General features: G+C 59.0%; 12 protein-coding genes. 1 reads left to right on the top strand and 11 read right to left on the bottom strand.

What is annotated here, in order from left to right:
* Window positions 1-212: 212 nt before the first annotated feature.
* From AAAV21_RS06605 to AAAV21_RS06570, 8 genes are all read right to left on the bottom strand, one after another.
* Window positions 213-1,220 (bottom strand): YitT family protein, encoded by a 1,008-nt coding sequence (locus tag AAAV21_RS06605; protein WP_271743097.1) that lies wholly within the window; start codon window positions 1,218-1,220, stop codon window positions 213-215.
* A 354-nt stretch (window positions 1,221-1,574) separates the two neighbouring features.
* Complete coding sequence (locus AAAV21_RS06600) at window positions 1,575-2,204, bottom strand: HAD family phosphatase (RefSeq protein ID WP_271743096.1); 630 nt, start codon at window positions 2,202-2,204, stop codon at window positions 1,575-1,577.
* A 156-nt stretch (window positions 2,205-2,360) separates the two neighbouring features.
* A complete protein-coding gene (locus AAAV21_RS06595; protein WP_226790479.1) occupies window positions 2,361-3,344 on the bottom strand; it encodes an SIS domain-containing protein in 984 nt (327 codons plus the stop codon).
* A gap of 200 nt (window positions 3,345-3,544) precedes the next feature.
* Window positions 3,545-4,378 carry a PTS system mannose/fructose/sorbose family transporter subunit IID gene (locus AAAV21_RS06590; protein WP_346971924.1) on the bottom strand — a complete coding sequence of 278 codons (834 nt, stop codon included), beginning with the start codon at window positions 4,376-4,378 and terminating at the stop codon, window positions 3,545-3,547.
* A gap of 13 nt (window positions 4,379-4,391) precedes the next feature.
* A complete protein-coding gene (locus AAAV21_RS06585) occupies window positions 4,392-5,186 on the bottom strand; it encodes a PTS sugar transporter subunit IIC (RefSeq protein WP_022095161.1) in 795 nt (264 codons plus the stop codon).
* Between the two features lie 36 nt (window positions 5,187-5,222).
* Complete coding sequence (locus tag AAAV21_RS06580; RefSeq protein ID WP_349102590.1) at window positions 5,223-6,146, bottom strand: PTS sugar transporter subunit IIB; 924 nt, start codon at window positions 6,144-6,146, stop codon at window positions 5,223-5,225.
* Between the two features lie 183 nt (window positions 6,147-6,329).
* Window positions 6,330-7,412 carry a DMT family transporter gene (locus tag AAAV21_RS06575; RefSeq protein ID WP_349102591.1) on the bottom strand — a complete coding sequence of 361 codons (1,083 nt, stop codon included), beginning with the start codon at window positions 7,410-7,412 and terminating at the stop codon, window positions 6,330-6,332.
* Between the two features lie 310 nt (window positions 7,413-7,722).
* Window positions 7,723-8,715 carry an SIS domain-containing protein gene (locus AAAV21_RS06570; RefSeq protein WP_118226093.1) on the bottom strand — a complete coding sequence of 331 codons (993 nt, stop codon included), beginning with the start codon at window positions 8,713-8,715 and terminating at the stop codon, window positions 7,723-7,725.
* A gap of 205 nt (window positions 8,716-8,920) precedes the next feature.
* Between AAAV21_RS06570 and AAAV21_RS06565 the strand changes: the two genes are divergently transcribed.
* On the top strand, window positions 8,921-9,643 hold the full coding sequence (locus AAAV21_RS06565) for a GntR family transcriptional regulator (protein ID WP_117637435.1): 723 nt from the start codon (window positions 8,921-8,923) through the stop codon (window positions 9,641-9,643).
* Between the two features lie 374 nt (window positions 9,644-10,017).
* Here the strand turns inward: AAAV21_RS06565 and AAAV21_RS06560 are convergent, their stop codons facing one another.
* The 3 genes from AAAV21_RS06560 to AAAV21_RS06550 all read right to left on the bottom strand — a co-directional run bounded on the left by AAAV21_RS06560 (window position 10,018) and on the right by AAAV21_RS06550 (window position 12,633).
* A complete protein-coding gene (locus AAAV21_RS06560; protein WP_349102592.1) occupies window positions 10,018-10,620 on the bottom strand; it encodes an N-acetyltransferase family protein in 603 nt (200 codons plus the stop codon).
* Between the two features lie 78 nt (window positions 10,621-10,698).
* Complete coding sequence (locus AAAV21_RS06555) at window positions 10,699-11,724, bottom strand: aminotransferase class V-fold PLP-dependent enzyme (protein ID WP_118271027.1); 1,026 nt, start codon at window positions 11,722-11,724, stop codon at window positions 10,699-10,701.
* A gap of 45 nt (window positions 11,725-11,769) precedes the next feature.
* Window positions 11,770-12,633, bottom strand: a complete 864-nt coding sequence (locus AAAV21_RS06550; protein ID WP_271743089.1) for a phosphatase PAP2 family protein — start codon at window positions 12,631-12,633, stop codon at window positions 11,770-11,772.
* Window positions 12,634-12,652 lie beyond the last annotated feature (19 nt).

Genomic DNA, 12,652 nt, shown 5'->3' with positions numbered 1-12,652 from the left:
CACTCTTATCGAAATATCGAAATAACTAATACGTATATAACGTCTAGTTTCATATTACCTCATAATGATAAAACGATACACCCTCCCTACCAAAAAGCGACAGCTTCATTTTGGTAGGTTTTATCTGGGCAAACGAGAGCCTCTCGAAAGCAACGGGGCTTTCGGGGGGCTCGTTCGGATGGGTTGCGCAGGACCGGCAAAATGCCAATACCCTACTTGCCGTCGTCCTGCTGCAGGCTGTCCTGTTCGCTGAGGCGCGCCTGCCTGCTGGCCATGCGTGCGGGCTTGTCGGGATCGGGAACGGCCGTGGGCATGGGCTCGTCGACATGACCACCCCACCAGCCGCCCACAAAGTTGAGCGTGTGGAACACGTTGATCACGGCGCCGGGATCAACGTCGCACACCAGCTTGATAATGTCCTGACTCTCGTAGGTCGAGACAACGGTGTTCAGCAGGTACATCTTTTCGCGGCTATATCCGCCGACGACCTCGGCGCAGCTAATGCCGTGCTGAAAATGGTTTACGTAGGCAGTCATGACCTCGTCTGCCTTGCGCGTCGTGATCTGCAGCGTCACGCGATCGTAGCGACGATAGAAACTGTCGATGGTCTTGGTCGAAATAAACTGGAACACGATGGAATACGCCGCCTTGTCCCAGCCAAACATAAAGCCAAAGATCGCCAGGATAAAGCAGTTGAAACCAAAGATGACGCCCCAGATGGTCTTGCCCGTGTGGTTGGAAACCCACAGCGCGATAAAGTCGGTGCCGCCGGTGGATGCGCCGGATTTAAGTGCGATGGCAGCGCCCAGACCCGAGACCACGCCGCCAAAAATGATGAGCATGATCTTGTCGCCCAAAAACGGCGCGAAGTGAAAGACGTTGAGGAACAGCGACGAGAGCACGACCTGCATCATCGAGAAGATGACGAAGCGCTTGCTAATGCCGCTCCAGCATAGGAGCGCCACGGGGATGTTGAGCGCGAGCATACCGAGCGAAATGTCGATGCGAACGCCGCCCAGCGAGGTAACGCGATCGAGCAGGACCGCAACGCCGGTGAGGCCGCTCGGAAGCAGGTCGGCGGGCTGAACGAACGCCTGGATCAGGAATGTCTGGAGAACGGCGGAAATCGTGACCGCCACGGCAGTAATGGCGCGGCGGACGATGGTGAGGCGGCCGAGTACGAGCACTCGGTCCGTGAGCTGATCGATGGCGTTCGCCACGCAGGCTCCTTTCGAAGGCAGATGTAGTTGTGGGGTATGTCCGCGATTGTAGCATGGAGCGTGCGGGGGCGCTTCAATTCACCCTCTCTCGACAACCAAAGCGGGACCAGCAACCCCACGACCAAAGGCCCAAATTACAAGTGAGTAGACTTTACGCGACCTGCAGAGCACACCCAAAACCGCCACCCATGTGACCTGCGGTTTTACTAGAGCAGATGCGCTTTGTGCTCGTCTTGCATCAAAAAGTCTACTCACTTAGTCCGAATCGAAGCCAAACGGATCCAAATAGATGACAAATTAAGCCAATCCGCAGCAAAAGACGCGTGAATCAGTGCTTCTCTCGGCGGATTGACGCTACAAAGCGGCCAAAATGTCGGTCAGATTATCGATAACGGCATCGGCTCGCGATTGATCGAGGTTGACACCCTCGTGCGGACGCAGCGCCAGGACGCGGGCGCCGGAGCGCTTACCAGCCTCGATGCCCAAAGGCGAATCCTCGATAACCAGGCACTCGGCAGGCTCCACCCCCAGCGCCTCCATGGCACGCAGGTAGATCTCGGGGTCGGGCTTAAACGCACTGCACTCGTGACCGCTGATGGTGTAGTCCAGCACGTCGGCGATACCGGCAATCTCCACCAGCTCGTCGATCAACTCGCGATAGGACGAGCTCGCGATGGCACACTTCACGCCACGCTCATGCAGCTCACGCATCACCGGCTCCGCCTGCTCGTTGAGCAGCTCGGCATACGGAACGGGGTGGTCCGGGCTGTAGACCTGCTTGTACTCCACGCGTAGGCGCTCGCGCAGCTCAACATCGTCGGGCACCAGCGCCTCCCAAATGGCCGGCTCGTTAGACCCCGAAAGATCGGGAATCTCGTCAAAGTGGAACCCCTTCTCTTCCATAAACGCCACGCGGCGGCGGTTGTAGAACCACTCGGTATCGACCAGCACGCCGTCCATGTCAAACAGCACTGCCTTGATCATACGCATCTCCTCCTACCTGCCAAAAAGGGACAGGTTTATTTTGGTAGGTTTTATCTGGGGTTTTATGACGCGACAGACACGCCCCCAAAGCAAAAAGGGGACGGGGCGCAAACCCCATCCCCTCTCAATCAACCTGTAAGGTCTACTTACTTGTGATTAGTAGGAAAGCTTCCACATGTAGCGACGCATGGTCAGCGGGTGCTGACGGGCCTCGGCGATCTGGTTGCCGTACTCGCGCATAACGGCGAGGTGCAGCAGCGGGTTGAAGTAGGTGATGACGCTCGCGGGCACGGCGTCAGCCAGGCCGTAGTCCTTGGAGTCGATCAGAGCGACCTTGGCGCCCATGCGCTCAAGGAAGGTGAGGGCGCGGGCGTCCATCGGACGGGTGGCGCCATCGGACATGAAGAAGACGTAGGGCTTACCCTCGGTGGAAACCTCGAACGGGCCGTGGAAGTACTCGCCGGTGTTGTAGGCGGCGGCGTCGATCCACTGCATCTCGGTGAACAGGAAGGCGGCGTGAGAATAAGCCATCTTCTCGGAGGCACCGGAAGCCATGAAGTAGATCATCTTGTCGTCCTTGAAGTCCTCGGCGAACTTCTTGGCGAGCTTCTTGCAGTGCTGAGCGGCGTTCTCGCAGAGATCGAAGATGTTGGTGAGGCCGGTGATCATGTCCTCGTAGTGGTCATAGCCCTCGGTCTGCTGAAGGATCTCGAGAGCAAGAGCGATAGCATAGCCGGGCTTCTCGCACTTGGCAGCGTAGTTGGCGTGGAAGCCGTGAACGATGACGTGGTCGGCGTCAACGGTCAGAGCGGAGCCAGCCTTGTTGGTGAGGGAGACGACCGGGCAGTTGTGCTTCTTGGCGGTCTTGTTGGCCTCGACGGTCTCGGGCGTGGAGCCACCGAGGGAGCAGGTGATCACGAAGGTGTGCTCGTTGACCCAGGAGGGCGTGTCGTAGTTGAACTCGTTAGCGGTGAAGATCTGAACGTTCAGCTTGTCCGTGTTGTTGGCCAGGAAGTACTTGGCGGGGTACAGGTCGGACATGGAAGCGCCGCAGCCGACGAAGGCGACGCTGTGGATCTCGTGGTTGGACAGGACGTCAGCGACGATCTGCTTAGGGAGGTTAAGGTCGATCTCGTACATCTGACACATTCCTTTCGATTTTTGCGGCGCCACATTGCCGGGCGCTCGCAGGGTTACCGTGGTTTGGACCGAGTCGCCGGCCCGTTGAGGATGCGACAAAGGAACTGTCCCTTTGTCACATTATTGGGGATGGAAGCCTGCCTGGGGTATGGGATGCCAGGCAGGCCCCCGGGGGAAAGCGGTTAGGCGCTTAGTCGCGACTAGGCCAGGATGCCGGCCGCGGAGAGGGCGATGCCGCCCACGATGGCGATCACGAGAAGCCAACCGGTGTTGACGTTCTTCTTGATGAGCCAGTACATAAGGCCGGTGAGGCCAAGCGAGATCATCTGAGGCATCATGCCGTCCAGGATGTCCTGGATAACGACGGTACCCTCAGCGAACTGCAGCGGGGTGGTGGCGCCGATTAGCGTAGCGATCATGCCGCCCACGGACATAAGGCCCACGATGCCGCAGACATACATGAGCTTCTCCATGAGGTCGCCGCCCTGGAGCTTGCTCAGGTACTCGTGGCCACCCTGGTAGCCGATCTTGGCGGCAAACCAAGTGATCAGCACGGAAGGCACGATGGAGATGAGCATGGCCAGGATCGGGCCCATGATGGAGCCCTGTTGAGCCAGCTGAACGCCCAGGCCAAAGGCGATAACGCGGATGGTGCCCTGGAAGAAGGAGTCACCGATGCCGGAAAGCGGACCCATGAGGGAGGTCTTGACCGCGTTAATCGAATCGGGATCGAAGTTCTCGGGATCCTTGGCGTACTCCTCCTCCATGGAGGCGGAGAGACCCAGGATGAAAGCGCTCGTCTGCGGGGTGCAGTTGTAGAACGCCATGTGACGGTGGTAAGCCTCTTTCTTAGCAGCGAGCTGCTTGGGGTCGGACTCGTCCGGATAGAGGCGATCGAGCGTGGGAACCATGCCGTAGAGGAAGCCCATGTTCATCTGACGCTCGTAGTTCCAAGAGGCCTGGATGGCCCAGGAGCGCCAGAAGAACTGGCTGACCTTCTTGTTCAGGGACACGTCCTTGGTTGCGGTTGCCATAGTGTGTTCCTCCTTAGTCTTCGTCGTCTTCGAGCGGATCGTAGTCGGAATCAACGCCGGCAGCAGCATGGGAACCGTTGAACTTGAAGCCCATGAAGACGACAGCCAGGCACACACCGATCAGAGCGACCGCGATGACGGACAGGTTGAGGTAAGCGGCGAGCAGGAAACCGATGAACAGGAACGGAGTCATACCCTTCTTGATCATCATGGTGAGCAGCAGGGCCAAGCCGTAGGCGGTCATGATCTTGGTCGAAACGTTAAGACCAGTGGACAGCCACTCGGGAACCATGTTGACGATGGCCTGAACCAGGTCGGTGCCAACAAAGACGGCGAGGAAGATCGGCAGGAAGTACATGATGGCGTACAGACCGGAGCCAGCGCAGATGTGCATACGGTAGGCGGTCTTGAACTTTCCGTTATCGATCGCGCTATCGGCCACATGGGTGAGGGCGGCGATGATGGAACGGAACACGATGCCGAGGAGCTGACCCAGGACGGCGACCGGGATGGCGATCGTCATGGCGGTCTCGGCGGAAGCATCGGTCAGGCACGCGAAGGCAGCGGCCACGATGCCGCCCAGGACCATATCGGGCGGAACGGCGGCGCCGACCTGCACCAGGCCCATGGACACGAGCTCGACGGCGGCACCGACGGCAAGGCCGGTGGGCACATCGCCCAGCAGCAGACCGACGAGCGTAGCGCCAACGAGGGGCTGCTCGAAGTTAAGACGACCGAGCAGGCGGGAGTCCCACATGCAGAACACGCCGACGAGGCCGACGAGCACCGCACTGATGAACGTATTCATACCCTTCTCCTTTCAGTCAGGCAAAAGCCTGGTTGATTACAGCTTGGCGTCGATGTCGACGCTCTGATACGTAGGGGTCTGCTGGACGTAGAGCTTGATGCCCATGTCGAGCAGCTGGTTGACGTCGGCCTTCTGGTTGGCGTCGAGGAAGACGGAGCTGTCCTTGCCGCCGACCTGATCGGCACCGTCGTGGTTGGCGGTGGCGCCCAGGTTGATGGCGTCGAGCTTGTAGCCCTGGCAGAACTGCAGCATCTCGGCAGTGTTGCCAAAGACGAACATGACGCGCTCGCCGAGGGTGTTGAGCTTGTCCATCTTGGCGAGGGCACGCTCGACGGTGAAGACGTTCAGGCGCACGCCCTGGGGCTTGGCCAGCTTAAGAGCGCCCTTCTTGATGTCATCGTTGGCAGCAGCGTTGTCGACGACGATGATGCGCTCGGCCTGAACCTTGGTGGTCCAGGTAAAGACGACCTGGCCGTGCAGCAGACGGTAGTCAAGACGTGCGAGGACGATCTTGGCGGGACCGGAGCTGTGACGGGACGCCTTGGCCTTCTTGGCGGGAGCCGCGGCGACCTCGACCGGTGCGTTGGGGTTGGTCAGACCGGTGCGGGCCTCGTTGATGAGGGCCGCGAGCTCGGCACCCTTGACGGGGGCGGGGCTCATGGCAAGCGTCAGTGCCAGCGGAATGTTGAAACCGCTGATCACCGTGAATGCTGCACCGTTGCGGGAAAGCTCGACCATGCTGTTGTTGACCGAGCTGCCGAGCATATCGGTCAGCACATAGACGGTGTCGTCCGCGTTGAACGTGGCGATCATAGCGTCCACCTTATTGGTGATGGGCTCCTTGTCGTCACGAGCAAGCGACACGACGTGGACGTTCGACACGTCGCCGAGAACCATCTCGAGCGTGTCTTTGGCGCCTGCGGCCAGGCCACCATGAGATGCGAGAATGATCTGATTCATCTTGCCTCCTCCTTTTCGTTATGGTCATTATAACGTCTCATACGTTGCTTATATTGATAATTAGTATATAAACCGTTCGCGGGTGAAAAACGACCGTTGGCGGGCTTAACGTACTTGAAACGTTGGGGCTTGGTAGGCCGGCGCTGGCTGGATAACCCCAGGTCGGACGCCGCGCGCAATCCCCTATCGCACGAAGTACCAGGGGCTTTCCTGCACGGTGGGCTCCAGCGTAATGCCTGTGCGCTCGCGGAACAGATCCATGTCCTGCGATTTCTCCGTCCACCACGCGTTGGGCTTAAAGGTCATGCTCTCAACGACATGGCCGACAAACACACTGTCGCGTAGCTTGGAAAAGTCGGTGTTCATGATCACGATGGACGCGAGCACCAAAACGATGCCCAGAACCTTGATCGCACCGGCGGGCTCGGCGTAGACACCAATGCCCAGCAGTACGGTGACGACTGTCTCGAATGACATTACGACGGGAACTTTCGACGTCTCGAGCCCCATGGACAGACCCTGCATATATAAGATGTAAGCCACGGCTGTGGGGATGAGTCCAAAGCCAAGGAACAGCAGCAGCAACTGTGGCGACATTGCCGCGGCGACATCCGGCCACGGAGCCGCGATAGCTGCCATAACCGCACCGCCAAAAACAAAGCCCCAAAACGTGACAGCCAGCGGGTGGACCGTCTTGGTTGCTATCCGGCTAAACACCGCGAGCGACGCACCACAAAGGCCTGCAATCACGCCCGACGTGACGCCCCAAACCGAAAAATGAAAACCGGAAAGGTCGCCATTGGTCACTGCAAGTACACAGCCAACGATATTGAAGACAATGGCAACGAGCTTGTTGGGGGTCACGTTCTCGCGATAAAGCACGCGACCGAGCACGACGCCAAACACCGGCGAGGTATAGAGCAGCACCGAGGCCGTGGACATGCCGACCTCGCCCATGCACTCGTAATAGCAGGTGTTGGCGGCGGCCAAACCGACGATACCGACAAGCGCGCAGGGAACAAGCTCTTTAGGGCTTGCCTTGAACAGGGCCAGCGGACCCTGAGCCACGGTAGACCCCTCACCCGGACGGCAGCCCATAAACATCAGGACCGGCGCCAAGATAAGCGCTCCGACCAACAAGCGAAAGGCAGCCATGCTCTGGGACGAAACGCCCATGGCCGAGATGCCGTTTACAAAGATTCCGATGCTGCCCCACATAAGCGCGGCGATCAGCACCAGTACATAGCCCAGATTGCTTTTCTTCAACGCAGCCTCCTCGGTATTGTTTCCAATATGTTTCACACTACGTTATAGTCGTTATATACATTTTTCAAGACACAAATCGGTGAGCGGAAAATCTGTTTCCCCACATACTCATTGGGTAGTCATTGGGGACGTTCTTAAATGACTAGTCGTTGGTTGAGCATAAGTCAGCGAGCGGGTCGCATTTGAGGCAAGGTGGTGTGAAACGAAAGGGCGCTGACCTTCTGGTCGCGCCCTTGAAGTTGAACGCCAGATTGTCCAAATGCGGCCCGCGCAGCGTCGAGCCGTTACGCCGTTCGGTAGAACGGCGTAACTAATACTCAAGCTTCCACATGTAGCGTCGCGTCATGTAGTCCTTGTGGGTGACGGCAGAGAGTGCACGCATGTACACGTTGTTGAGGATCGGGGCAAAGATCAGGTGGTTGAAGTACTCGCTCACGCTGTCCTTGATGTCGTTGAGGCCGAGCTCCTTGGCGTCGAGCTGATAGACGCGCTCGCCACCGTACTGGTTGACGAAGCGGATGCCGCGCTCGTCGTTGCAGCGGCTGCGGCCAACGCTGATGAGCTGGAACAGCGAGGTGCGCTTGTCCAGGATCTCAAAGGGGCCGTGGAAGAAGTCACAGGTGTTGATGGTGCAGGAGTCGATCTGCAACATCTCCTGCACGTTGCAGATGCTAAAGACGTAGGCGGCACCAAAGAGCGGTCCCTGAGCCATGACGTTGATGCAGGGCTTGTCGGCGTTCTGCTCGGCCCACTTGGCAGCGAGCGGACGGGTGTACTCAACGGCCTTGCGGTAGATGGGGTCGACCAGGTCGAAGGCGGCCATGGCGGTCTCGTACTCGGCATAGCCCTCAGTCTGCTGCGTGAGCTCCATGGCGATCATGGTCACGACGGCGGAGTTGGTACGGCCCATGCAGGACTCGTCGACGGCCAGGCTGTCATACTGGATCTTGTAGTCGCAGACCTCGGTGAGTCCGGACTCGTCAACATAGATGGCGATGGTGCTGGCGCCGTGGTCCTTGGCGACCTGAGCAGCGACGATGGTCTCCTTGGTGCCGCGCATGGACACGACGACGGCCAGGGTGTTCTCGTTGACGTAGGCAGGGGTTGCGTGCACGAACTCGTTGCTGGTGTAGCTGGAGCTCACAACCTGCGTGGCCTCGTGCTCCATAAAGTACTGGGCAGGATAGTTGCCGCCGTTGGATCCGCCGGCGCCGATCCACACGACGCGCTTGATGCCGCCCTTGTCCGCCTTGTCAGCCAAAACCTGGGAGACGACGTCCTTAACCTGTTCCTGAGTAGTCATCGTGCATCGGCCTTTCTTCTCGTTTGATGCTCTCGATGGCATACAAGTTATATACATGTTTTGGCTATGTCGACTAGTTGTATGCTATATTTGTCTTAGAAATTTTGCTGGTAAAGTTTTCGGCAATCCATTACCAGCGGTTTTGTTGTCATGTTGGATACATGCTTGGTTCAATAAGCATACAAGTTAGATACAGGTTGTTCGCATGAGCACTTCGTCAAAAAAGAACTTGGCCCAATACGAGCGTCTGGCGGGTACGCTGCGTGACCGCATCGCCGCCGGCACCTACGCACGCGGAGACAAGCTGCCGTCCGAGATGGAGCTCATGGACGAATCGGGGCTGTCGCGCAGCACCGTGCGCCACGCGCTTAAGGTGTTAGTTGACGAGGGCCTGGTGCGCACCGAGCGCGGACGTGGCACCTTTGTGGCCGACACGCCCGCGCTCCACGAGAACAACCTGGTGTTTTCGAGCTATACCAAGCAGGTCGAAGGCCGGGGCATGAAGCCCACCACGCGCACGGTGGACTCGGGCTTTGCCAAAGCAATGGGCAGCGTGGCCAAGTTCTTTGACGCTACCGTGGGCAGCAAGCTTGTCAAACTTGTCCGCCTGCGTTACCTGGACGATGCGCCACTGTGCCTGGAGACCACCTATCTACCACCGAGCTTTGAAGCACTCATAGATCGCGATATCAACGGTTCGCTCTACGCCACGCTGCGCCAAGAATTCCATCGCGCGCCGGCACAGGGGCATAAGACCTTTGAGGTGTGCTATGCCTCGCAAAACGAGGCGTTTTTGCTCAACGTCGAGCGCGGGCAGGCACTAATCCTTATCACTGACTACGTCTACGACACCGACGGCCGCCCGCTGCACATCTCCAAGCGCATCCAACGCACCGACCGCGCCAAATACACCGAGCCCATCGGCTAGCGCACCAAACGAGGCAAAATGTACCTAATAAACGTTTTACCTGCGGTTTTTATTAAATCTCAAGCCAGCATGGCGCAAATGCCAACATCGCCTGGCAACACGCGCCGCCCAAGCTCAACTGTTCCTGCCCAGAATATCCAGCACCGTAAATCTAAGTGAGTAGACTTTTCGCGACCTGCCGAGCACATTCAAAACAGCCACCTCCGTGACCTGCGGTTTTACTAAGGCAGATACGCTTTGTGGTCAGCCTGCGCCAAAAAGTCTACTCACTTAGCTCGCAAGGCGTGCCGAGGGGACAATCCAAGTCAAAATAGCGTACGAACGCCGCGCTTCTTGCGGCGATTTGATACCACAAGACAGCCAAAAACCTGTCCCTAAATGGTAGGTTTGAATCCTTGGGTGACAAGTGCGGGGAACCAGGTTGGCTTGGGTTGGTTGGGTGTGCGCGCGGCCAGGACCAACTCCATCCAACACATGTCGTACCAGCGACCGAACTTTTGGGCGCAGCGATCGAAGGCGCCCACCAGGCGATATCCCATATGGGCATGGAAATCCTGACTGTTGTGCGTCAGGTATTCGTCGTCCTTATCGTGCGGCACGGCGATGAGGGCGCACATGTTGGTGATACCCATCGCGACCAGGCATTGCCTGAGCGCATCGTGCAGCTTGCGGCCCAGCCCGCCGTGGCGCACATCGCGCGCCAGGTAGATCGACGTCTCGACCGACCAGTCGTATGCCTCGCGGCTGTTGAGCGGGCTCACATAGGCATAGCCCACCGGACGCCCGTCCAACTCCATCACCAGATACGGATAGCGCTTGAGTGTACGCTCGATGCGCCCGGCAAACTCCTCAACGCTCGGCACCTCGTATTCGCAGGTAATCGCCGTCTGGCGCACATACGGCTCATAGATGGCAAGCAACGCCGGCGCATCATCGGGCGTCGCCAGGCGAATCGTCGGCTCGGACATCTCGGTCATACAACCCTTCCCCCACAAAAGCAAAGGCCGCCCCGCGCCAAACCCAGGCGCAGGGCGGCCCCTCGTCATTACATCAAGCTACAGGACAGCCGCCAGCGCGTCGATGTCCTCCTGCGTCGTGGCCCAGCTGGTGCAAAAACGTACCACGGTGTGGGTCTCATCGTACTTTTCCCAGTACTCGATCGAGGCGTGCTCGCGAATGCGGGCCATGTCCTCGTTGGGCAAAATCACAAACTGCTGGTTTGTGGGCGTCTCCAAGAAGAACTGGTAGCCGCGCTCGTGCAGCACGCGACGAAGCGCCTGCGCGGTTTCGATCGCCTGGCGACCAATCTCAAAATACAGGCCATCGGTAAAGAGCGCCTCAAACTGCACGCCCGTCAGGCGACCCTTGGCCAGCAACGCACCGTGCTGCTTAATGCGCGGAATGGGATGCGCCGGAGCGTGCATGCCGCAAAACACCACGGCCTCGCCGCACAGAGCGCCGCACTTGGTGCCGCCGATGTAGAACACGTCGCACAGCTGTGCCAGCTCGGGCAGGGTGATGTCGCACTCGTCGGCTGCCAGCGCATAGGCCAGGCGGGCACCGTCCACAAACAGCGGAATCTCGCGCTTCTGGCACACCGCGTGAATCGCCGCGAGCTCGGCCTTGGAGTACAGCGTGCCGTACTCAGTCGACAGGCTCACGTACACCGCGCCCGGAAACACCGTGTGCTCGTAGCTCTCGTTTTCGTAGAACACCTGGATATAATTCTCGAGGTCCTCGGCATGCATCTTGCCCTCGTAGCCAGGGATGGTGAGCACCTTGTGGCCGCCAAACTCGATGGCGCCCGCCTCGTGACAGGCGACGTGGCCAGTCTCGGCAGCAACGACGCCCTCGTAGGGCGCAAGTAGCATGTCGATCACCGTCGCGTTGGCCTGCGTGCCGCCCACCAGAAAAAACACGTCGGCATCGGGAGCCTGACAGGCCTCGCGGATAAGCTGCTTGGCACGCTCGGTATGTGCATCGGTGCCGTAGCCGGGCTGCGGTTCCATATTGGTGTCGACGAGCGCTTGCAGCACCGCCGGATGTGCACCGTGGGAATAGTCGTTGTTGAACGCGAGCATGGCAATCCTCTCTTACCAGGTATCGTCCAGATGATTCAAGTGGGGCTATTGTACGCCGTGAGGATAGGCAATGCGCGCGGCAAGGCACTCAAGTGCCAACACCAGGGCAAAGCCGCAACTCACGTCAGTCAAAAAGTGTGCACCGATCACGATACGGCCAAAGGCGACGAGCGCCGCGACGGCCGCCGCGACCCAAAAGACCACGCGGCGTCGCGACGGCTTTTCCTTAAAGGCCGCCGCGGGAAGCCCGGCGAGCATAAGGCCGATCGCCGCATGCGCCGTGTGTCCGCTCGCAAACGACTTGAAGCCGTCCTTGATCACGCCGGCGGCGATATAGGCCCACTTGTCGGGGTTACCGATCACCCACCACGGCTGAAAACTGAGCCCCGGCGTGACCTCGATCACGCGCATGCGCGGGCGCGACCACAGCGGCTTGACAATGACGTTGAGGATGATGGCCTGAGCGACCCACACGGCAAGCACCATCAGCGCCCAGCGCGTGAGCTCGTCGGGGTCGGTGTCGCGCGTAAGGCGATAGACGACAAAGTTGGCAGCGATAACCAGCACAAACGTCAGTACCAGCTGAGCTGCGATAAGCTTACCGCCAACCTGCAGGGACGAGATAATCTCGTAGCCGGCCAGGCCGACGTTGACGAGGATGCCGAGCACGGCGAGCCATTTGCTCCCCCTGGAATCGGGACGCACCGCGCGCACGAGCATAACGCCCGCGATGCTCGCCGTCAGCTCAAACGGCAGCTCGCCGGCGGCCTCGATAAAGCGACCGTACATGCTGCCGATGTTGAACAGCGCGCTCGAGATCTGGTAATCGAAGAAGCTGCCCACGCCCAGACAAAGGCACAGGACGACCGCAATCATGGCGACATCTTTCTTATAGATGTATCCGAACATGCTTTCCTTTCGATGGGGT

It is taken from the genome of Collinsella sp. CLA-AA-H302 (assembly GCF_040093305.1).
Classification (GTDB): domain Bacteria; phylum Actinomycetota; class Coriobacteriia; order Coriobacteriales; family Coriobacteriaceae; genus Collinsella.
This window is presented reverse-complemented; position numbering and strand designations above follow the sequence as displayed.